At 64.2% G+C, this 20,577-nt stretch carries 24 protein-coding genes; 11 read left to right on the forward strand and 13 right to left on the reverse strand.

Going from position 1 to position 20,577, the window contains the following annotated elements:
* Positions 1-360: 360 nt before the first annotated feature.
* Together ACXAHG_RS22070 and ACXAHG_RS22075 are read right to left on the reverse strand one after the other, a co-directional pair.
* Entirely contained in the window at positions 361-1,164 is an 804-nt protein-coding gene (locus tag ACXAHG_RS22070) for an SseB family protein (RefSeq protein ID WP_475060805.1), read from the reverse strand.
* The gene (locus ACXAHG_RS22075) at positions 1,161-1,778 is read right to left on the reverse strand and encodes a uracil-DNA glycosylase family protein (RefSeq protein ID WP_475060808.1); all 618 of its coding nucleotides are present in this window, start codon (positions 1,776-1,778) and stop codon (positions 1,161-1,163) included. The genes ACXAHG_RS22070 and ACXAHG_RS22075 overlap by 4 nt, the downstream gene beginning before the upstream one ends.
* A gap of 242 nt (positions 1,779-2,020) precedes the next feature.
* Here ACXAHG_RS22075 and ACXAHG_RS22080 point away from each other — a divergent pair, with 242 nt between their 5' ends.
* From ACXAHG_RS22080 to ACXAHG_RS22095, 4 genes are read left to right on the forward strand one after another with little or no spacing between them, the layout of a single operon-like run.
* Positions 2,021-2,680, forward strand: coding sequence for an ABC transporter ATP-binding protein (locus tag ACXAHG_RS22080; RefSeq protein WP_475042004.1), 660 nt, complete (start codon positions 2,021-2,023; stop codon positions 2,678-2,680).
* Positions 2,658-4,385, forward strand: coding sequence for a KpsE/RkpR family capsule polysaccharide export protein (locus ACXAHG_RS22085; protein ID WP_475060810.1), 1,728 nt, complete (start codon positions 2,658-2,660; stop codon positions 4,383-4,385). Before ACXAHG_RS22080 ends, ACXAHG_RS22085 begins: the two co-directional genes overlap by 23 nt.
* A 15-nt stretch (positions 4,386-4,400) precedes the next feature.
* On the forward strand, positions 4,401-5,234 hold the full coding sequence (gene kdsA, locus ACXAHG_RS22090) for a 3-deoxy-8-phosphooctulonate synthase (protein WP_475060812.1): 834 nt from the start codon (positions 4,401-4,403) through the stop codon (positions 5,232-5,234).
* A 22-nt stretch (positions 5,235-5,256) separates the two neighbouring features.
* Positions 5,257-6,753, forward strand: a complete 1,497-nt coding sequence (locus ACXAHG_RS22095; RefSeq protein ID WP_475060815.1) for a phosphomannomutase/phosphoglucomutase — start codon at positions 5,257-5,259, stop codon at positions 6,751-6,753.
* Between the two features lie 213 nt (positions 6,754-6,966).
* Here the strand turns inward: ACXAHG_RS22095 and ACXAHG_RS22100 are convergent, their stop codons facing one another.
* Together ACXAHG_RS22100 and ACXAHG_RS22105 are read right to left on the reverse strand one after the other, a co-directional pair.
* The gene (locus tag ACXAHG_RS22100) at positions 6,967-8,880 is read right to left on the reverse strand and encodes an AsmA family protein (protein WP_475060817.1); all 1,914 of its coding nucleotides are present in this window, start codon (positions 8,878-8,880) and stop codon (positions 6,967-6,969) included.
* A 241-nt stretch (positions 8,881-9,121) separates the two neighbouring features.
* Entirely contained in the window at positions 9,122-10,558 is a 1,437-nt protein-coding gene (locus ACXAHG_RS22105; RefSeq protein ID WP_475060819.1) for a pentapeptide repeat-containing protein, read from the reverse strand.
* Between the two features lie 285 nt (positions 10,559-10,843).
* On the opposite strand from ACXAHG_RS22105, the gene rimO reads away from it, so the two are divergent.
* Both rimO and ACXAHG_RS22115 read left to right on the forward strand, forming a co-directional pair.
* Positions 10,844-12,259: a 30S ribosomal protein S12 methylthiotransferase RimO gene (gene rimO, locus ACXAHG_RS22110; protein WP_475060821.1), complete on the forward strand. Its 1,416-nt coding sequence runs from the start codon at positions 10,844-10,846 to the stop codon at positions 12,257-12,259.
* Positions 12,234-13,118: a hypothetical protein gene (locus ACXAHG_RS22115; protein ID WP_475060823.1), complete on the forward strand. Its 885-nt coding sequence runs from the start codon at positions 12,234-12,236 to the stop codon at positions 13,116-13,118. The genes rimO and ACXAHG_RS22115 overlap by 26 nt, the downstream gene beginning before the upstream one ends.
* A gap of 96 nt (positions 13,119-13,214) precedes the next feature.
* Here the strand turns inward: ACXAHG_RS22115 and ACXAHG_RS22120 are convergent, their stop codons facing one another.
* Positions 13,215-13,568 carry a diacylglycerol kinase gene (locus ACXAHG_RS22120; RefSeq protein WP_475041989.1) on the reverse strand — a complete coding sequence of 118 codons (354 nt, stop codon included), beginning with the start codon at positions 13,566-13,568 and terminating at the stop codon, positions 13,215-13,217.
* Between the two features lie 145 nt (positions 13,569-13,713).
* Here ACXAHG_RS22120 and ACXAHG_RS22125 point away from each other — a divergent pair, with 145 nt between their 5' ends.
* Positions 13,714-13,968: a CDGSH iron-sulfur domain-containing protein gene (locus tag ACXAHG_RS22125; protein WP_475060825.1), complete on the forward strand. Its 255-nt coding sequence runs from the start codon at positions 13,714-13,716 to the stop codon at positions 13,966-13,968.
* Between the two features lie 2 nt (positions 13,969-13,970).
* On the opposite strand, the gene ACXAHG_RS22130 is transcribed toward ACXAHG_RS22125, so the two are convergent.
* The 5 genes from ACXAHG_RS22130 to ACXAHG_RS22150 form a co-directional block, all read right to left on the reverse strand.
* Positions 13,971-14,252, reverse strand: a complete 282-nt coding sequence (locus ACXAHG_RS22130) for a DUF6455 family protein (RefSeq protein WP_475041986.1) — start codon at positions 14,250-14,252, stop codon at positions 13,971-13,973.
* Positions 14,249-14,509, reverse strand: a complete 261-nt coding sequence (locus ACXAHG_RS22135; protein WP_475041985.1) for a DUF6455 family protein — start codon at positions 14,507-14,509, stop codon at positions 14,249-14,251. Before ACXAHG_RS22135 ends, ACXAHG_RS22130 begins: the two co-directional genes overlap by 4 nt.
* 14 nt (positions 14,510-14,523) lie before the next feature.
* Entirely contained in the window at positions 14,524-14,787 is a 264-nt protein-coding gene (locus tag ACXAHG_RS22140; protein WP_475041983.1) for a DUF6455 family protein, read from the reverse strand.
* Positions 14,788-14,875: 88 nt separating this feature from the next.
* Complete coding sequence (locus tag ACXAHG_RS22145) at positions 14,876-15,268, reverse strand: YigZ family protein (RefSeq protein WP_475060828.1); 393 nt, start codon at positions 15,266-15,268, stop codon at positions 14,876-14,878.
* 3 nt (positions 15,269-15,271) lie between these two features.
* Positions 15,272-15,985 carry a M48 family metalloprotease gene (locus tag ACXAHG_RS22150; RefSeq protein ID WP_475041979.1) on the reverse strand — a complete coding sequence of 238 codons (714 nt, stop codon included), beginning with the start codon at positions 15,983-15,985 and terminating at the stop codon, positions 15,272-15,274.
* Positions 15,986-16,135: 150 nt separating this feature from the next.
* Here ACXAHG_RS22150 and ACXAHG_RS22155 point away from each other — a divergent pair, with 150 nt between their 5' ends.
* On the forward strand, positions 16,136-16,372 hold the full coding sequence (locus ACXAHG_RS22155) for a hypothetical protein (RefSeq protein ID WP_475041977.1): 237 nt from the start codon (positions 16,136-16,138) through the stop codon (positions 16,370-16,372).
* Between the two features lie 2 nt (positions 16,373-16,374).
* On the opposite strand, the gene ACXAHG_RS22160 is transcribed toward ACXAHG_RS22155, so the two are convergent.
* The gene (locus ACXAHG_RS22160) at positions 16,375-16,653 is read right to left on the reverse strand and encodes a DUF167 domain-containing protein (protein WP_475041976.1); all 279 of its coding nucleotides are present in this window, start codon (positions 16,651-16,653) and stop codon (positions 16,375-16,377) included.
* A gap of 198 nt (positions 16,654-16,851) precedes the next feature.
* Here ACXAHG_RS22160 and ACXAHG_RS22165 point away from each other — a divergent pair, with 198 nt between their 5' ends.
* On the forward strand, positions 16,852-17,430 hold the full coding sequence (locus ACXAHG_RS22165; protein WP_475041975.1) for a nitroreductase family protein: 579 nt from the start codon (positions 16,852-16,854) through the stop codon (positions 17,428-17,430).
* Positions 17,427-18,116: an EI24 domain-containing protein gene (locus tag ACXAHG_RS22170; RefSeq protein ID WP_475060831.1), complete on the forward strand. Its 690-nt coding sequence runs from the start codon at positions 17,427-17,429 to the stop codon at positions 18,114-18,116. The genes ACXAHG_RS22165 and ACXAHG_RS22170 overlap by 4 nt, the downstream gene beginning before the upstream one ends.
* A gap of 312 nt (positions 18,117-18,428) precedes the next feature.
* Here ACXAHG_RS22170 and ACXAHG_RS22175 read toward each other — a convergent pair whose 3' ends face one another.
* Together ACXAHG_RS22175 and mce are read right to left on the reverse strand one after the other, a co-directional pair.
* Entirely contained in the window at positions 18,429-18,704 is a 276-nt protein-coding gene (locus tag ACXAHG_RS22175) for a DUF1467 family protein (RefSeq protein WP_475041972.1), read from the reverse strand.
* A gap of 56 nt (positions 18,705-18,760) precedes the next feature.
* Entirely contained in the window at positions 18,761-19,165 is a 405-nt protein-coding gene (gene mce, locus ACXAHG_RS22180) for a methylmalonyl-CoA epimerase (RefSeq protein WP_271907013.1), read from the reverse strand.
* Between the two features lie 177 nt (positions 19,166-19,342).
* On the opposite strand from mce, the gene ACXAHG_RS22185 reads away from it, so the two are divergent.
* Positions 19,343-20,062 carry a response regulator gene (locus ACXAHG_RS22185; protein ID WP_475060834.1) on the forward strand — a complete coding sequence of 240 codons (720 nt, stop codon included), beginning with the start codon at positions 19,343-19,345 and terminating at the stop codon, positions 20,060-20,062.
* The last annotated feature ends 515 nt before the right edge of the window (positions 20,063-20,577 follow it).

The raw sequence follows: 20,577 nt of genomic DNA on the forward strand, positions 1-20,577 counted from the left end.
CTCTTGTTTTTTTTTTTTTTCCCTCCCCATCCCCCCACGTTGTCTCTCTCGTTTTTCTGTCCACTTTTTTGTTTCCTCCCTCCTCACTCTCCCCCCCCCCCCGCCACCGTCTGCGGGCCGCCCCTGCCAATTTCCGGGTCAAGGGCTGCGCCAGCAGCCGCGCATCGCGCGGTTTACCCTTGACGCGGCATTTGGCAGGCACAGCCTTGCCATGGCGCCTTAAGGGCAGGCCTGCCCTTAAGCGCTTCTCAGCAGGCTTCCTTGCGCTGTGCGCAGCACAGCGCCACCCCCAACTGTGAGGCACATTTTTCAAATGTGCTGGAACAGGCGGGAGCCTCCCCCTTCCTGTTCTTTCAACCGCTAAACCAGCCGCGGCGGCTTGTCCGGGTTGCTGCCCGGGATTTCCGGCTGATAGCTCTGCGGCTCCGGCGGCTGCGGCAGGTCGAACCGCAGCCCAACCCGGGCCAGGCTGGCGGCCACCGGGTCCGCGGCCTCGAAAAACGCAACATCCATCGCCCCCGCCTCAATCCCGGAGAAGGTCAGCGCCTCGCTGGCGGCCTTGGCAAGCGAGGCCTGCGCGGCCTCCTTGGCGCCAACAAAACCCAGCAGATGCCCCTGCCCGCCGCCCTCGTAGCGGACCCCGGCCAGATAGGCCGCCGCCGCCAGCCCGCCCGCAGTGGCAAGCTTGGCATCCAGTGCGGTCAGCAGCGCCTCCGGCAGACCCTTGGGGGCGGTGAACCCGGTGACGCCTGCCTCCACCTCTTCCGGTGCATGGCCGAGGGTCTGATGCAGCCAGGCGATGGCCTCTGCCGGGATCAGGAACGCCGAAGGCGCCACCTCAAGGTTCAGCCCCAGGCCAATTTCCTGGCCGCCCCCCTGCCCGGCCAGCATCTGCGCAACCACCCGGCCCGACAGCGCCGCGTAAGGAACAGGCTTGCCTGCAAAGGCAGCCAGCCGCTCCTCGCGGTCAAAGACCAGCACAAAGGCGCCCTCCGGCGTCTCGAACAGCTCCGGCGTGATCTGATCGCCGTCCGCCTCCGCCGCCAGCATCAGGAACAGCTCCGCATCGGCCAGCCGCTCATAAAACCGCAGCCGCGCAGCATCGTCCTCGGGCGCGGCCTCCATCGCGGCATGGGCCAGATCCAGCGGGGTCTCTTCTGTCATCGCATCAGCTCCTTCACCCTGGCCTGCAGAACCGGCAGCAGCTCCGCCTCGAACCAGGGGTTTTTCTTCAGCCATCCGGTATTACGCCAGGAGGGATGCGGCAAGGGGAAGACCTGCGGCGCATGATCCCGCCAGCCCTGCACCAGCGGCGTCACAGAGCCCTTCCAGCCCAGGTGATAGCGCTGCGCATGGGCGCCGACCAGAACCTTCAGCTGCACATCCGGCAGCTGCGCCATCACCTGCGCGTGCCAGGTCTTGCCGCAGATGGCAGGCGGCGGCAGGTCGGCCTTTTTGCCGTTGTAGCCGGGAAAGCAGAACCCCATCGGCACCACCGCAACCCGGTCCTTGTCATAAAACTCAGCCTCGCTCAGCCCCAGCCAGGCCCGCAGCCGGTCGCCGGACGGGTCGGTGAAGGGGCGGCCGCTTTCATGCACCCGCGCGCCCGGCGCCTGGCCTGCGATCAGGATCCGGGCGGAGGGGCGGAACCAGACCACCGGGCGCGGTTCATGCGCGGTGGCGGTGGCCGCAAAGCGCGCGGCACAGATCCGGCAGCCGCGAATCTGTTCCTTCAGCCGCCGGCTGGCTTTGATTGTTTCTGAACCGGAAACAGACATGTTGCGCCCCGCACTCCCCGTCTGCCTGCAATTTCCCGCCGCTGCGGCGCGGATACAAGGCAATTTGGTTAAGACTTGGTTGATGATTTATGTCACAATTCGACATAATAAGGCCAAATTCCCCGCGTAGGCCATTAACACTCTTTTGATAACAAAGAGCCATGGGCGCGGGTCAGCGCCTGTGAGATAATGAGGCAGACAGAGCCCCCAAGCGGGCCGCACGAGCAGCACCGGAACAAGCGATGCTTGAGTTTGAAAACGTCAGCAAGTCCTTCTGGACCGGAACCCAGCGCAAGGTGATCCTTGATCGCGTGTCGTTCCGTATCGAGCCCGGCAAATCGCTTGGCGTGCTGGCGCCCAACGGCACCGGCAAGACAACGCTGATCAACATGATGGCGGGGCTCGAAAAACCGGATGAGGGCGAGATCCGCCGCAATTGCAAGATTTCCTTTCCGCTCGGCTTCATGGGCGGGGTGATCACCCGCCTGTCGGCGATGGAAAACTGCCGCTACATCGCCAAGCTCTACGGGCTGGACCCGGACTATGTGGAGGCGTACTGCCGCTGGCTCTGCGGCCTGGGGGAGTATTTCGACCAGCCGGTGGGCACCTATTCCTCGGGGATGCGGGCGCGGTTCAGCTTTTCGCTGATGCTGGCGCTGGACTTCGACGTCTACCTGATCGACGAAGGCATGCCCAGCACCACCGATGTGGAGTTCAACCGCAAGGCAGGCGAAATCCTGCAGGAGCGGCTGGCCACCACCACCATCATCATCGTCTCGCACCAGGCCAAGACGCTGGAGAAATTTGCCCGTTCGGCTGCTGTTCTGTTGCAGGGGCAGCTGCATATGTTTGACACTTTGGAAGAAGCGAAACAGCTCTATGACTACGAAACCGAGAGCTAAGAAGTTCCGCATCCGCCGCAGCCCCGCTGCCGCAGGAACCAGCACCCCGCCGCAGGACCAGGCCGCAGCCGCCGCTGCCCCGCGCCCGGCTGAACAGCCGCCGCAGCCGCAGGCGGCAGCGCCAGCGGCGGCCCCGGCGGCACCTGCCCCGTCTTCCCCGCGGTCTGCTGCGCCCTCTGCCTCGCCTTCTGCCGCGCCCTCCGGCAGCGCCGCCGCGGGCGCGCCGGTGTCGGGCATGGTCAGCTCGGCCCGTGAAACCAGGATGGAAACCGATATCGACGCCATCCGCCAGGAAGGGCTGACCGGGCGCCAGCTGCGCCTTGCCCGCCGGATGGCGCAGAAGCACAACCTGCCCGCCACCTCCGATTTCGAGGCAGTGCGGATGCTGCGCGAGCGCGGCATCGACCCGTTCAAGCGCGCCAACATGCTGGAACTGGTGGTGCCGCAGAACAAGGCGCAGCCCGCGGGCACCCCGCCGGCGCCCGGTTCAGTGCAGCTGCCGCAGACCGTGCCGGCCGCCAAGACCACCCTGCCCTCCACCGAGCTGAGCCCGGCAGAGCGGCGGACCCGCGAAATCCAGGAAATCCAGCGCGATATCGCCCGCCGCCGCCGCCGCAAGCTGTCGCTGCTGGCCGCCCGGGTGGCGTTCTTCGTGATGCTGCCGACGCTGGCTGCGGGCTATTACTTCTACTCCGTCGCCACGCCGATGTACTCCTCCAAATCCGAGTTCCTGGTGCTCAAGGCCGACAGCGCCGCCGGCGGCGTCGGCGGGCTGCTGTCGGGCACCCAGTTTGCCACCAGCCAGGACTCGATCGCGGTGCAAAGCTACCTGATGTCCAAGGAGGCGATGCTGCGGCTGGACCGCGAGGCGGGCTTCAAGGCGCATTTCACCCAAGACTGGCTGGACCCGATCCAGCGCCTGGAAAGCGACCCCACCAACGAGGAGGCCTATGCCACCTACAGCCGCAACGTGAAGATCGGCTATGACCCGACGGAGGGCGTGGTGCGGATGGAGGTCTCTGCCGCCGACCCCGAAGCGGCGGCGGAATTCTCCCGCAAGCTGATCTCCTATGCGCAGGAGAAGGTGAACAACCTGTCGCAGCAAAAACGCGCCGACCAGATGTCAGAGGCGGAATCCGCGCTTGCCGATGCCGAGGCCCAGCGCCGCGCAGCCCAGGAACAGCTGGTGGTGCTGCAGCAGCAGGGGTCGGTTCTGGACCCCGAAGGCGTGGTCGCCTCGCTGCGCCAGCAGATCAGCACTTTTGAAATCCAGCTGGAGGAAAAGCGGCTGGAACTGGCCGCGCTGCAGGACAATGCGCGCCCCAACCGGGCCAAGGTCTCCGGTGCTGAGGCCGACATCCGGCGGCTGGAGGCGGTGATCGCCAGCCTGAACAACAAGATGGTCGATGCCTCGGCCGGCGAAAACTCGCTGGCCAGCCTGCGCATCCAGATCCAGATGGCCCAGGCCGATCTGGCGACCCGCGACCTGATGCTGCAATCCGCCTTGCAGCAAGTGGAAACCACCCGTCTGGAGGCCAACCGCCAGGTGCGCTATCTGACCACCGCGGTGGAGCCGGTGCCGAGCCAGGAACCCTCCTATCCGCGCAAGTTCGAGAATACCGTTTTGGCATTCCTGATCTTTTCCGGTATTTATCTGATGTGTTCGCTCACCGCGTCGATCCTGCGGGAGCAGGTATCCTCGTAAAGCTATCGGAAGCTCATGAAAAACATCGATATCGCCGGCCTCACCGTTGGCAACGACCGCCCGCTGACCATCATCGCAGGCCCCTGCCAGCTGGAAACAGCGGACCACGCCCGGATGATCGCGGGCCAGCTGCAGGACGCCTGCGGCAAGGCCGGCGCCCAGTTCGTGTTCAAGGCCTCTTACGACAAGGCCAACCGCACCTCGCTCTCGGGCAAGCGCGGGCTCGGGCTCGACGAGGGGCTGAAGGTGCTGGACATGATCCGCAGCGAGTTTGGCGTGCCGGTGCTGACCGATGTCCACACTGAGGCGCAATGCGCAGCCGCGGCTGAGGCCGTCGATATCCTGCAGATCCCGGCCTTCCTGTGCCGCCAGACCGACATGCTGCTGGCCGCGGGCAGCACCGGCAAAGCGGTGAACATCAAAAAGGGCCAGTTCCTGGCGCCCTGGGACATGGCCAATGTGGTTGCCAAGGTGGAAAGCACCGGCAACACCAACATCCTGCTGACCGAGCGCGGCACCTCCTTTGGCTACAACACGCTGGTGGCCGACATGCGCTCGCTGCCGCAGATGGCGCAGGGCGGCTACCCGGTGGTGATGGATGCCACCCACTCCGTCCAGCAGCCCGGCGGCAAGGGCGGCTCCACCGGCGGCCAGCGTGAATTCGCACCGCTGATGGCGCGCGCAGCCGTTTCGCTGGGCATCGCTTCGGTGTTCATCGAGACCCATCAGGACCCCGACAACGCGCCTTCCGACGGGCCGAACATGATCTACCTTGACCAGATGCCGCAGCTGATCGAAAGCCTGATGCGCTTTGATGCGCTGGCCAAGGCCGATCCGATCCGTATTTGACCCCAAAAAGAGATTTCGAGACATGACCAAACCCCAGTCCGAGGTGACCCCGAACACCTGGAGCTTCCTGCGCGACGCGATGATCAAGCCCACTGGTTTCCGCGAGTATGACGCCCGCTGGAAATACCCGGAGGAGATCAACCTCCCCGGCATGACCGCCCTGGGCCTGGGCCTTGGCACCCAGATGCGCAAGCGCGGCATCGACCCGGTGATCGCGGTCGGCAACGACTACCGCGACTATTCCCTGGCGATCAAGAACGCGCTGATCCTCGGCCTGATGCAGGCCGGCATTCAAGTGAAGGACATCGGCCCGGCGCTGTCGCCGATGGCCTATTTCGCCCAGTTCCACCTGGATGTGCCGGCCGTCGCCATGGTCACCGCCAGCCACAACCCCAACGGCTGGACCGGCGTCAAGATGGGCTTTGACCGCCCGCTGACCCACGGCCCCGACGAGATGGGCGAACTGCGCGATATCGTGCTGAACGGCGAAGGCCAGCCCGCGCCCGGCGGTTCCTATGAATTCGTGGACGGCGTCAAGGAGGCCTATCTGGACGATTTGACCGGCGGTTTCAAAATGTCCCGCCCGCTCAAGGTTGTCTGCGCCACCGGCAATGGAACCGCCTCTGCCTTTGCGCCGGAGCTGTTCAAGCGCATGGGCGTTGAGGTGGTCGAAAGCCACAACCGGCTGGACTACACCTTCCCGCATTACAACCCGAACCCCGAAGCGATGGAAATGCTGCACGACATGTCGGCCAGCGTCAAAGCCTCCGGCGCCGATCTGGCGCTTGGCTTTGACGGCGACGGCGACCGCTGCGGCGTGGTCGACGACGAGGGCGAGGAGATCTTTGCCGACAAGGTCGGCGTGATCATGGCCCGCGATCTGTCGAAGCTCTACCCGAACTCCACCTTTGTCGCGGATGTGAAATCCACCGGCCTGTTTGCCAGCGATCCCGAGCTGCAGAAGAACGGCGTCACCGCGGATTACTGGAAAACCGGCCACAGCCACATGAAGCGGCGGGTCAAGGAAATCGGCGCCCTGGCAGGGTTTGAGAAGTCCGGCCACTACTTCCTGGCCGAACCGGTGGGCCGCGGCTACGACTGCGGCATGCGGGTGGCGGTCGAGGTCTGCAAGATGCTGGACCGCAACCCGGGCCAGTCGATGTCCGACCTGCGCAAGGCGCTGCCCAAGACCTGGTCCACCCCGACCATGTCGCCCTATTGCGCCGACACCGAAAAATACACCGTGCTGGAGCGGCTGGTGCAGAAGCTGGTGGCCAAGCATGAGGCGGGCGAGCAATTCGCAGGCCGCGCCATCAAGGACGTCGTGACCGTAAACGGCGCCCGGGTGATCCTGGACAACGGCTCCTGGGGGTTGGTGCGGGCGTCCTCCAACACGCCGAACCTGGTGGTGGTCTGCGAAAGTTCCGAAAGCGAAGCGGAAATGCGGGCGATCTTTGCCGATATCGACGCGGTGATCCGGACAGAGCCGCTGGTCGGTGACTACGACCAGACCATCTGAGCCCTGCTTGAATGAGGGATTTCGCCTGCTGACGCAGGCGACCGGCGCCCGCCTTCGGCGGGCGCTTTTTGTTTGGCTGAGAAGCGATCTAAGGTCAGGTCTGCCCTTAGATGCGCGTTCTCCAGTGTAAAACGCCTGCAGCCGCGTCAAGGACAGGCCGGGCTGCGCCCGGGGGCCTTCGGCCCTCCTTGACCCGGCCTCCGGCCGGGGCGCTCAGTCGCCGCCGAGCAGTTTCAGCAGCTGATCGCGGGCTTCCTGCTCGATGCGCTGTTTCAGCACATCGTTGACGTCCTGTTCCGGTGCGATCTCCGTTTCCAGGTTCAGCTCCTCCGCCAGCTTCTGGCGCACCCGGTCCTTGGCCTCCTGCTCCACATCGCCGATCCGGTTTTGCAGTGCCTGGCTCAGATCCGGGCGGATCTGCGGGTCTTCCCAGGGGCCGGTGATCCGCACCGGAATGGTCAGCACCTGATCGCTGCCCGCCCGCACGATCTGCGGTGTGAACAGATAGTCGAGATCGCGCGCTCCCAGGCCGATCCGCCCCTTGCCATCAGCCCGGAACCCCTTGAGCAGCACCAGCAGGTCCTGGTTCCGCAGGTTGCCGCCCTCAATCGTGTAGCTGGCGGTCAGCTGGTCGAACACAGTGCTGCCGCCATTGCCGCCGGAACGCATCAGCTGTTCCAGGTCAAAGCCGGTGAAGAACCCCTTGCCCGCTTCCAGCCAGCCCTTGCCGCTGAGCGAGCGCATGATCGCATCCACCGAATTGCCGGAGCCGAGAAACTCCAGCTCCCCCAGCGCCTCGCCGTTCAGTCGGCTGTAGCCCGCGGTCTCCCCCAGGGCGCGCTCCAGCCGGATGCCGTTGAAATTCAGCTTGCCGCCCACCGACAGCCCGTTCCGGTTGTTGGCGACCACCTGCCCCTGCACCTGGCCGCCGAACATCGACGCGGGCAGGAACTTCAGCACCGCCCGGCTGCGGTCGATCTCCAGGTTCAGCTTGCTCGCCCCCAGGGTGACGCCGCCGGTCTTCAGGCTGTCAAAGCTCAGCCCCACCGCCGCATCCGCAAGCCCCAGCGCCGAGGCGTCGATTGCCGCCTTCGGCCAGCCGCCCGCCGCAGCGCCGCCGCCGGAACCGCCCTGGCTGCCGCTGAAGTCGGAGAAATCCAGCGCCCCGCCCTGCAGCTGCGCGGTGATCCTGGGACGCGCGCCAAGCTCCACATCCGCCGCACCGGTCACCCGGTTGCGGCCCAGTTCCGCCGACAGGTCGCGCATCGACAGCCGCCCGTCCGCGGTATAGGTCACATCGGCGCCAAACACCGCCTTCTGCGCCAGCGCATCCGGCAGGAACACCCCCAGCGCCACCCCGGTCTGCAAGGCATCCTCCGCCCCGAAGGTCAGCCGCCCGCTGGCCTCGCCGCTGATCGCCGCGTGGCCGTCAAACCGGCCGATGCCGCCCGGCGCCGTGACCGAGGCACCGACCGAGGACACCTCCCCCGCCAAGAAGGCCGCAAAAGTGCCGATTTCCGCGTCAATGACAACCGGCTCCCCCGCCGGGCGCAGGGTGGCCTTGACCGCCACCGTGCCGGCAGGATCCGGCCACCGCAGGCTGAGGTCGGTGTTCTTCATCTCCACCGGCGCCTGCCCATGTGCCGCATAGCGCAGCGAGGCGCCGGTCAGCTCCACCGCCTCGATCCTGAGCGGCAGCGCCCCGCTGCTGCCCTCTGCGCTGCCGCCCGCCGCCGGCGCGCCGCTGTCAAACACCCAGTTGCCGATGCCGTCCGCATTGGTGGCCAGGTTCAGATGCGGCAGAATGGCGGAAATCTCGGTGACCCGCACGTCGCCCTGCAGCAGATCCGCCGCCGCAACCCCGATGGTCAGCCGCTCGGCGCTCAGCATCGGCTCCGGCCCGGCCCAGTCCGCGTTGGACAGCGTCACCGCATCGGCCTTGACCCCCAGGGTGGGCCAGAAGGTGAACCGCGCCTTGCCGCCGATCTCCAGCTTGCGCCCGGTCTGCGCCTCCAATTGATCCGCCGCCAGCCGCGCGATCTTCTCGCCCGGCAGCAGCAAGACCGCCCCCAGCAAGACAGCCACCGTCAGCACCAGCGCCGTCACGACCCGGATTATCAGCTTCATCGGCCCACTCCTCATGTCTTGTCCCCCGTTCCGGCAAGGTGTTCCACCGAGGGTCTTTTCCCCAGCTTAGCGCGTGGAGGAGCGGGTGCAATGCGGGATGTGGCTCCTCAAACGAGAGGTTCGCGCCCGTCCCGGGGTGGGCGCTCTTCGCGCCCGCCGCCGCGCTGCAAGCACGCCTCCGGCATGACGGGGCGGGTCGGGCGCGAACCGGATCGCTTTGCGATCCGGGAAGAGTGTCCTTCTACCGAAGCCTAAACCGCTGGCGCAAGCCAAGACCGAGGAAGAACAACAGCGGCAGGCTGGCAACGGTCTGGAAACCCGCGAAGAATTGCAGCACCGCAGGAAGCGCCTTCAATTCCTCCAGCAGAAACGTCCGCCCGAACCCAAACAGCGGAAACAGGTTGGAGAAGCTGAGCGCCATCGCCGATCCCATCGGGCGTTCGATCACCTCATGCGGCGCCGGCACGCAGCAGCCAGAGAAATACCCCCAAAAGGCGGCAAAGCCCAAGGCCCAGATCCCCAAGAGCCACAGCGTCGGCCGCAGAATGGAGTAGCCGTATTCCGAGAACAGGCCGAACAACAGATAGGGCAACCGCTGCCAGATGGAAATTCTGTCACTTATTGACAGCATGCCAGCCCCTATTTTTCCTGTAAAATGCATCTCTTGGCGGAAGAAAAAGTGCTCGTCTTCAGGAAGACCTTGTCTGGCTAGATTATGCCTAATCGTGGCGCATGTATCCCGCGCATGTTCTATGGTATGGTGGATTTCTTGTGGCCAGAATCTAGCTTGAGCAGAGAAAATTGTTTTTTCATGCAACTCAGCACCAGAGAGATCGGGGTAGCATGACAAAAATACACAATTTCCAAAACTAGTAGGACGTTGAAACAAACAGTCCCTGAACGTCACGCTTTCACCGCCCCTGCGAGAGCCGAATTGCGCAGCTGTAAAATAGGTAATTCCTTCGAAAACTACGGATGAGAAGTCAGCACCTCCGTAGAAATATGCTCGAGAGAAAGTTGAAGTTTTTGCGAACTTGCAGCCTCGAAATCTGGCGTTGCCCACAAATTCTGCCCCTAGGAAATTCGTCTCTGACCAATGTACTGAGTTTTCAAAACCTACCCTATCCTCGAACTCCACACCGACGAAATAGGATTGAGCAGCAAACAAGGTACGTTCAAACACAACTTGCTTGTCAAAATTGGCCTCCGTAAAGTCCGCTCCGCGCGGAAAAACCATTTGCTTCGCACAGACAGTTTTATTGAACTCTACGCCTGAGAAATTGACTTTATCAGCGGAATTTGGCAACGCGGGAACCTGTGCATCACTTCCATTTCTTTCGCGATATACTCTTGCAAATGCGTCCTGAACTCGTTCGTCACCCTTTGTGTGGGCGTTAATGAAATCGCTCCACCGATTTTGCTCACATTCAGCATTTGGAACTTCCAAAGTGTTCGCAACCTCTCGGGAAAACTCTTTGTGAACCCACTTTTGTGGCGCCCCACTTACAGCCCAAGCATTCCACACCCTACGGTTTTTCGCATGCAGCTCCCAATCAATCTCCTCCCCCTCCTGCTCCCCATAAAGCGTCATCAGCACATACCAGGGGTTCTCGTTGGCGGGTTTCAGTTTCCGCTCCGGAGCGGCCGGGGCCTCCGGCGTTTGGGTCTCGTCACGCATCAATCGCTCTCGTCATGCAAATTCGCTTTGCCGCAGGCTACGGGCTTTTGGGCTGCCGCTTCAACACCTAACGGAGGGCAGCCCCCGGCCTCGGGTGGGGGGTGAAGCCCCCTCCCGTTTTGCCGGAGGCAAACCTTTGGTTTGACGGGGAGGTCGGGGGCTGCCCGGCCTGCAGCCGGGCGGTCGAAATGCAGCCCCCCGGTGCACAGGGGGTGTACAGGGGGTGCACGCCTGGCACCCCCCGTTTTCCTTGCCTCCTGCCGCATTCCTGATATATGCGCGCGCATGACCAGTTCCCCGTCCAGCAACCCGCCCAGCCTCCGCCCTGACCTTGCCCCGGAACCGCAGTTCCGCGACGCCCCCCGTGACGGCCAGCCGACCCTCGGCATGGTGTCGCTCGGCTGCCCCAAGGCGCTGGTGGACAGCGAGCGCATCCTGACCCGGCTGCGCGCGGAAGGGTATGGCATCTCGCCCGATTACGCCGGCGCCGATGCGGTGATCGTCAACACCTGCGGCTTCCTCGACAGCGCCAAGGCGGAAAGCCTGGAGGCCATTGGCGAGGCGCTGAAGGAAAACGGCAAGGTGATCGTCACCGGCTGCCTCGGCGCTGAGCCGGACTACATCCGCGAGCATCACCCGCGCATCCACGCGGTGACCGGCCCGCACCAGTATGAACAGGTGCTGGACGCGGTGCATTCGGCGGTGCCGCCCAGCCCGAACCCTTATGTGGACCTCTTGCCCGCGGCGGGCGTCAAACTGACCCCGCGCCACTTCAGTTACCTCAAGATTTCAGAGGGTTGCAACCACAAGTGCAAGTTCTGCATCATCCCGGACATGCGCGGTATTCTGGCCTCACGCCCGGTGCACGCGGTGCTGCGCGAGGCGGAGAAACTGGTGGAGGCAGGCGTGCGCGAACTGCTGGTGATCAGCCAGGACACCTCCGCCTACGGTCTCGACCGCAAGTACTCAACCCACCCCTGGAAAGGCGCCGAAGTGCGCAGCCACATCCTCGACCTCTCCCGCGAGCTGGGCAGGCTGGCCCCGGCAGAGGACCTGTGGGTGCGGCTGCACTATGTCTACCCCTACCCGCATGTGCGCGAGCTGATCCCGCTGATGGCGGACCCTGAGAACGCGCTGCTGCCCTATCTGGACATCCCCTTCCAGCACGCCCACCCGGATGTGCTGAAGCGCATGGCCCGCCCGGCGGCGGCGGCCAAAACGCTGGACGAGATCAACGCCTGGCGCGAGACCTGCCCCGAAATCACCCTGCGCTCCACCTTCATCGTCGGCTACCCGGGTGAGAGTGAGGCGGAGTTCCAGCATTTGCTCGATTGGATGGACGAGGCGCAGCTGGACCGAGTGGGTTGTTTTAAATACGAAAACGTCGACGGCGCCCGCTCAAACGACCTGCCGGACCACGTGCCGGAAGAGGTGAAACAAGAGCGCTGGGAGCGGTTCATGGAGAAGGCCCAGGCGATCTCCGAGGCCAAGCTGGCGGCCAAGGTCGGCCAGACCATGCAGGTCATCGTGGACGACATCGACGAAGACGGCATCGCCACCTGCCGCACCAAATCGGATGCGCCGGAGATCGACGGCAACCTGTTCATTGATGAGGTAATCGACGGGTTGCAGGCCGGTGATTTGGCAACCGTTGAAGTTGATGAGGCGGGGGAGTATGACTTGTGGGGACGCGCAAAATAGCTTTTTGGAGAAATGTTTGCTGTACTCAGTAGTTTATGGATTTGAAATCCTGCACACTTACTCCCTAAGAAAATCAACTATCTACCCTCTCTTTCAAGACACAAAGGCTCTTAAGGAGGCGTCAAAATCCACTTTCGATGCCCCAGCCACGGCAGTCATTGAAGTTCCATCAGAAAACCGAGAATATTTATTCTGGCTGGAGGTTGTTTTTAGCTTCATTGATGGGCGCCAGTCGAAAGTCACTCACCCTTTTCAAGCAGAATCAATAGACGAAGCCGTCTCAGAGGCGATGAATGTTCGCTGGAGTTTCGAAAGGCCTTTAGGGACTGGAAAAAGGATACAATCTGATATTTTTCAGCCAACATCTAGGGCGCAGTTTATTGATTTGGCGTTAAACGTAATTGAGGACATAGCCTCACCTACTAACAGCGAGTTTCGCCAACTTCTCCATAAAGTGTCACTCTGCTTCTCAGGCGGCTCATCACAATTTATTGATGTTCAATATTACCTTCTTTTCTCTGGCCTCGAAGCACTGGCAAGAAAAGAATTGAACATTTCAGGCTCGAGCGACACCGCGAGAGCTATAGCGGAGTTTTCTCAGCTTCACGGTTTTGACATTGCTCAACAACGTGACGTCGACCTTTTCAGAAGTGCACTCACTTACACGTTCCTAAGAAACTCTTCTTTTCACAATGGGGAACTTGAGGCGATCTACAAGCCGACTGGCGAGCTACTCAAATTGACGAAATACAAAGCCCAGTTCGAACGCTTGGTTTGCCTACTAATTCTTAAGCACGTAGGTTTCGACGACGGGCATACTAACTGGAACTCGTGGTTAAGCCGAACCCCATTCAAGTAACTTGCAACCCAGCGCCTGACCCTGGGTGGGTGCGAAGCGCCCTCCCGTGGGGAGGGTCGGGCGCTAGCCCGCGCTTTGCGCGGGCTACATTGCAACTTACAACCCAACCAGCACCACACCCCACGCAACGCCTGCAGCAACCGCTGTCACTGCCACACCGGCGCTGCCTGCATCCTTGGCACGGCAGGCCAGTTCGTGGTGGTCCTTGGAAATGTAATCCACCGTCCGCTCAATTGCAGTATTCATCAGCTCTGCCGCCAGCACCAGAATGCCCAAGGCCAGGATCAGCGCGCGCTCAGGCCCCTCCAGCGGCAGCCACAGGGCCAGGGCGGCGGAGGCCAGGTTGGTCCAGACCCAGGTGCGGAAGGAATGCTCATTGGCCCAGGCGTCGCGGCAGCCGGCCCAGCTCCAGATGGTGCGCCGTTTCAATTGGTTCAGAAAATACGTCATCGCGGCACTTTGGCGGCAGCACCGGCGGGGTTCAATAGGCGATGGCGACGGAAATGCCGCGGCGGATGGCCGGGCCCGGACTTGACCGCCTCGTGCGCGGAGGCCACCCTTTGCGGGAGACACCAGCCAGGGGGAGCGCCCAGCCATGCCAAGCGACAACACAGACACTCCGGACATCGCCCAGAAAGCCCCCTTCCCCGTCGAGGTGACCGAGGGAAAGACCTATTTCTGGTGCGCCTGCGGCAAGTCGCAAAAGCAGCCGTTCTGCGATGGCTCGCACAAGGGCACGGAATTCGCGCCGGTGAAATACACTGCAGAAAAGGACGGCAAGCTGTTCTTTTGCGGCTGCAAGCACTCCGCCAAAAAGCCGCTCTGCGACGGCAGCCATTCCAAGCTCTAGGGTCAGGAACCGGGCATCAGTTGCTTGATCACCTGGGCGCTGGGGCAGAATTCCGGCACCGCGGGCGCATTTTCGCGGCGGGCGGAGAGCCACAGGGCGCAGGACTTGCTGCAGCCGGCGCCGCGGCAGGTGGTGACCATGCGGGCATAATCCAGGCCGCTGAGGCGGCCGGCGCGCATTTCCTGGTCCAGATCGACGCCCGCGGCCTGAGCCACGGCGCGCAGCAGCCACAGGTGGCGGAAGATATTGCCGAGGCCCTCTGCCTCCGCTGCCATGTCCTTCATGCGCGGCAGCCCTTCAGCTGCATCAGCTGATCCGCATTGCGGCAGCCGGGCATCGGCGTCTCTGCACGCTCATGGGCGGCCAGGAAGGCCTCGCACTGCTGCGGCGCATCGCAGCCGCGGCAGCGGGTGATCATTGCGGCCCAGTCCTCGTGGCTGATCTCGCCCGCAGCAAAGGCGGCGGAGAGGTCAACGCCGGTGGCCTTGCCCATCCGGGCCATCAGGCGCAAGTGGTAAAGCGGGTCGCCCAGCGGCTGCATGGTTTACGCTCCTGTTATGCCGTCTGCTCGTTCAGAAAGCCGAGCAGGTCGCGGTTGCGGCAGAAATCGGGGGCCTCGGCACCGGGGCGCGGGCCCTCAGCCAGCCATTTGCGGCAGGCGCCGACACCGCCGCAGCGGGTACAACGCAGCACCGCCTCGGCGATCTCGTCAAAGCGCAGGGTGCCGGTGACCGCCTGCTCCTCCAGGTCCAGGCCGACAGTGGTGGCCATGCGGTCGAACAGTTCAGCATGTTTTTTCAGATCGGCATGGGCGGTCATCGCGCGGTCCCCCGGAATCATTCATTTCCGGTACAGCTTAGCCGCAGCCGCCGCCGCCCTATTTGACACAGGTCAAACGGTATTGATTTCAGGCGGATTTCCCGCTCAGGTGGCCGGTATACGCACGCACTGCATCCTGAACGCGCCGGAAGCGGTCGCCGCCCAGCTTCTTGCCGCCATACCAGCGCGTGACGATGATCACGTGATCCGTCAGGCCCTCGCGCTCCATCATCCGCAGGATCACCATGCCGGCGCCGGTCTCGCCGTCATCAGCCTTGAGGCCGCCGGTTGGCAGCACCGCCGCCCAGGTGTTGTGGGTGGCCTTGGCGTAAGAGCGGTCTGTCTTGAGGTCCGCCAGCACCGCATCCACCTCCTCCCGCGAGGTGACACGGGCGCCGGTCACCGCGTATTTCGAACCGCGGTCGGTCAGCACCACGCCGAGCATCGTCAGCGCCGGAGCGCCCTGGTCCTTGGCGGCCATGCCTCAGTTCAGCCCGTGGCGGTCGATGGCGGCCTGCACCACCCGCACCCGGTCCGGGTTGGCCGGGTGGGTGCCCAGGAACCGGTCGCCGGGATCCGGCAGCCGGTTGAAGAAGCGCACGCCGACGCTGGGCCGGTAGCCGGATTTATGGGTGATGATGGTACCCAGCTCATCCGCCTCCAATTCGAAATCCTTGGAATAGGTGCGGGCGCCGACAAAACCGCCGACATCCTGCGCAGTGGAGACGGTGGCGGCGCTGCCGCCCGCCAGCGCGGTGATCAGCCCGGCGCCGACGCTGACCAGGGCAGAGTTCTGCGCCTGCCGCGCCAGGTGGCCGCGGATATGGTGGGCGGCCTCATGCGACATCACAAAGGCCAGCTCATCGTGGTTTGCGATCTGCCCCAGCATCCGCCGGGTAAAGGTGATCACCGGGCGGCCATCGCGCTGCAGGCTTTGATAGGCGTTGGGGGCGGCGTTCGGATTGGGGTCGATGCGGATCAGGAAGTCGCAGTTCAGGCCCTGGGTGCGGCTGCGGCATTCGCGTTCGGCGACCGGCTCCACCCGCCGGGTCACGGAGGCAAAGGCGTTTTGCGCCTCCCCCGGCGCCATGCCCTGCACCCGCGGCGTTTGCACGGCCGGCGCAGATTGCGGCGCAGGCTCAATCGCCACGTCACAGGCGCTGACGGTCAGGGCAAGCAGGCACAGAAAACGGCGCATGGCAGATCCTTTTGCAATTCGGCGACAGTTTACCGTGCTCTTTCAGGGGAAGGCAATCGCCGGGCAGCGGAAGTTTGCCGGATCCGCGCGAATGAACCTCTGCAATTGCAAGGCCTTGCCAGCAGGCGGGCCGCAGTGCAGGCTGGCCTTATGTTTACCATCGAACATGAATTCGACTCGACGGTCATCACCCTGGTGGACGAGGACGGCACCCCGCTCCAGGAGGATGTGACCATCAATTCCTTTGCCGAGTGCGTCACGGTCGAGCAATACGACCCGCGCACCGACAGCGTGCAGAAAATCACCCTCTCGCACCTTATGGTGCGGGATCTCGCCGCCGCTTTGGACCTGCCCGAAGGCGTCTACCGCTTGGTGGGCGAAGACTAGGGTCAGGATCCAGTATAGGCAAACACCTTGTCGCGGGAGGTAGCGCCGCGGCGCAGCTCCAGGTTCGACGCTGCGGTGCCCATCGCCATGGCCAGAAGGCTTCGGATGGCCTCGGTTGCCTTGCCGTTTTCCGGCGCCGCGGTGACAGAGATCTTCAGCACGCCCTCTGCCTGCACGATGGCATTGCGTGCCGCCTTGGGCGTGGCGCGCACCGCGATTTCGGCGCCCGGCACGCACAAATGGCGCAGATCCGGCAGGTCTTTCTTCCTTGGCTTTCCCATATGGCCACACATGCCCTGTGCAGGCTGCGAAAGCCATAGACTTTGGCCGCCTCCCTTGGCTATCACCCTGCCAGCGAAACCCAAGCCACCGCCGCCTGCTGCATTTCCGGCACACCCGGCGCGCCAGGCCCTTTGGCTCTTGAAAAGACACCCATGGCCGCCGAAATAGGCGGCACCAGATGTAAAAAGGTTTCACATATGCCTGCACGCAATGACGCCGCCCTTGAATTCCTGCTGTCGCGCCGCTCGCGCCCGGCCAAGACGCTGGTGGCGCCCGCACCTTCGCGCGCGGAGCTGCTGCCGATCCTGACCGCCGCTGCCCGCACCCCCGATCATGGCAAGCTGGAGCCCTGGCGTTTTATCGTGGTGGAGCAGCCCGCGATGGCGCGGCTGGCAGCGCTGACAGAAGAGACCGGCCAGCGCCTCGGCAAATCCCCGGAGGATATTGCCAAGGGCCGCAGCCAGTTCGATCAGGGCCAGCTGGCCGTGGTGGTGGTAGAGGTGCAAAAAGACAGCCCCAAAATACCACCGCTGGAGCAGACCTATTCTGCCGGCGCGGTCTGCCTGGCGCTGCTGAATGCGGCGCTGGCGGCGGGCTGGGGCGCCAACTGGCTCAGCGGCTGGGCCAGCCATGACCGCAGCTTCTGCGATGCCGCCTTTGCCCTGGCGGAGAACGAGCGCATCGCCGGCATCATCCACATCGCCACCGAAAGCTCTGCCCCGCCGGAGCGGCCGCGCCCGGACCTTGAGGCCATAACAACCTGGATGAGCGCATGATCTTCACCGCCTTTTTCAAGACCCTCAGCCAGACCGGCGACCCGCGCTTCCGCAAGGTGCTGTTCCTGGGGCTGGGGCTGACCATCGCCCTGCTGATCGCGGCTTATGCGGGCTTCCTGATGCTGATCCAATGGCTGGTCGGCCCGGAGGCCACGCTGCCGGTCCTGGGCGAAGTCACCTGGCTTGACGATCTCCTGTCATTCGGATCGCTGTTCTTCATGCTGTTCCTGTCGGTGTTCCTGATGGTGCCGGTGGCCTCTGCCATCACCTCGATGTTCCTCGAGGAAGTTGCCCAGGCGGTGGAGGACAAGCATTACCCCGCCCTGCCCCCGGCGGCCAAGGTGCCGTTCTGGGACGCGGTCAGGGACACGGTGAATTTCCTCGGCCTGTTGATTGCCGCGAACATTCTGGCGCTGTTCCTTTACGTGCTGTTCCCGCCTGCGGCGCTGTTCATTTTCTGGGGACTGAACGGCTTCCTGCTGGGCCGGGAATACTTCACACTCGCCGCCGCCCGCCGGATCGGCACGGCGGAGGCCAAGAAACTGCGCCGCCGCCATTCCACTACCATCTGGGCCGCAGGCACGCTGATGGCGGTGCCGCTGTCGGTGCCGCTTTTGAACCTGGTGATTCCGATCCTGGGCGCAGCAACCTTCACCCATATCTACCACGCGCTGGTCCGCAGATAGGCCCCCACCCCGGCCTTCACCGGGTCAAGGCCGGCGCCAGCCGCCGCGCGCCCCGCGCGATTCAGCCTTGACGCGGTGAATGCTGGGATACGATCGAAATGGCGCCTTGAGGGGCAAACCTGCACCTCAAGCGCTTCTCAGCAATACACATTTGGAAACGGACCCCACCCCGGCCCATTCCAGCCCAGCGGGCTGGCCGCAACCGCGCCGCGCAGCCGCGTGGCGCCACGCCCAACCGGTCCCAAGGCATAAAAATGCATCCCGGACCGGGCGGGAGATCCTGCTATCTTGCTGGTCGGATGCGGAACCGGATCACTGCCGTTCCGGCAGCATGCCCATCCAATCGAAATCACGCACCGAGACCGCACCGGAGATGACGATCCCGCAGATCACCGCCCACAGCACCGCGGCAACGCCGGTGGTGATCCAGGCCTTCTGCTTCAGGAAATGCTTTTCCGGCGCGCCCGCATGGGTGCCGGGCACCACTTCGCCCTTGTCGCCCTGGGTCTGCAGCCGGATCGGAATCACCACCAAAAAGGTCAAGAACCAGATCACCGCATAAAGAACGATCGCTGAGGTAACACCCATCTTGCTGCTCTCCCGGAGTTGCCCTGCCCCGCATCGGGGACAGGGTGCTCATAGCCTCAAACTTCCTCGAGTTCCACCAGGCAGCCGTTGAAATCCTTGGGATGCAGGAACAGAACCGGCTTGCCATGGGCGCCGATCTTCGGCTCGCCGGTGCCCAGCACCCGCGCGCCTTCCGCCTGCAGGTGGTCGCGCGCCGCCAGGATGTCCTCCACCTCATAGCAGACATGGTGGATGCCGCCGGCCGGGTTCTTCTCCAGGAAGCCGTTGATGGGCGAGTTTTCCCCCAGCGGATAGAGCAGCTCAATCTTGGTGTTGGGCAGTTCGATGAACACCACGGTGACGCCGTGATCCGGCTCATCCTGCGGCGCCCCCACCTTGGCGCCCAGCGCGTTGCGGTACTGCGCCGAAGCGGCCTCCAGGTCCGGGACGGCAATGGCCACGTGGTTCAAACGTCCGATCATCTCTGTTGTGCTCCTCTCACAAATAATCCTCCGCTGCGGTTATGGGGGCTTTGCTGCGCCGCGGCAAGTGCGCCAATGCGCACGGGCCGGGCCGCGCGGCAGCGGCGGGCGCTGCGTTAACGAGTAATTAGCCTCGAATCCCTAGCGTCGAACCATATCCCGCAAGGAGCTTGTGTTATGGACGATTCGGAACTGTTTGCTGCTGCCCAGCGCCTGCCCACCACCCGGCGCCCGCTTCTGGGGCTGACCATCCTGGTGGTCGAAGACAGCCGCTTTGCCTGTGAAGCCTTACGCCTTCTGTGCCTGCGCAGCGGCGCACGGATCCGCCGCGCCGACTGCCTGAAATCCGCCCGCCGCCACCTGCAGGTCTACCGCCCCTCGGTATTGATCGCAGACGTTGGCCTGCCGGACGGCTCCGGCCTTGACCTGATCCGCGAGCTGGCAGAGGCCAGCCCGCGCCCCAGCGTGATCCTGGCCACCTCCGGCGACCCCAGCCTGGAAGAGGCCGCGCTGGAGGCCGGCGCCGCAGGCTTCCTGGAAAAGCCGATCACCTCGCTGGCCGCCTTCCAGCAGAAAATCCTGTCCAATCTGCCCGCGGACCGCCAATTGCCCGGCCCGCGCGCATTGGAGGATGAAACGGTGGAACCCGACCTGCTGGCCTACCGCGACGACATGGCCCATGCCGCCGATGTGCTCAGCATGAGCCAGGAGGAAAAGACCCTGGCCTATCTGGCGCAGTTTCTGGGCGGTGTGGCCCGCAGCGCCGGCGACAGCCCGCTGGCAGAGGCTGCTGATCAGCTGGCCCGCTCCCGCCGCAAGGGCAGGCCGCTGACCCGGGACGCCGCCGCCCTGGCCGGGCTGGTGCAGGAGCGGCTGGAACGCCGCGCGGCGATCTGACATGCTCGAAGCCTGCCTCATCGCCCTCGCCACGCTTGTTATCGTACTCTACGGCCAAACCCGGCTGGAGGCCCGCGCCATCCGCCGCAACCGGTGCAGCGATGCAAACGGCCGCGCCCTGCTCCTGCACCGCAGCAGGCACTAGGCGCCAGCAGAACACGGCTCCTGACCGCCCATTCCGGGGCCCCAGCCCAAACCTGCCCAGCCGTGCGCTGAGGCCCTGCCGCCCGCTGAGACCCTGCCGCCTGCCGCCCCGTGCCGACAACTGCACCCGGAGCCCGCGCACCCCGCGCCCCGCGCCCGGCGGCCTGCACGGCCGGCCCCTTCTTCCCTGTCTATTCCCGCAGTTCTCCCGCGCCCGCAGAGGCACGGCTTGCGCCGCCCCTCCTCGCGGCCTTGGGGGGGGGGGGGGGGGGGGGGGGGGGGGGGGGGGGGGGAGGGAAGGGAGGGGAGAGGGGGGAAAGGGGAAGAGGGGGTGCGGATACCCGCCCACCAACCCCACCCAACACCACACA

It is taken from the genome of Leisingera sp. ABD4_442, assembly GCF_056160905.1.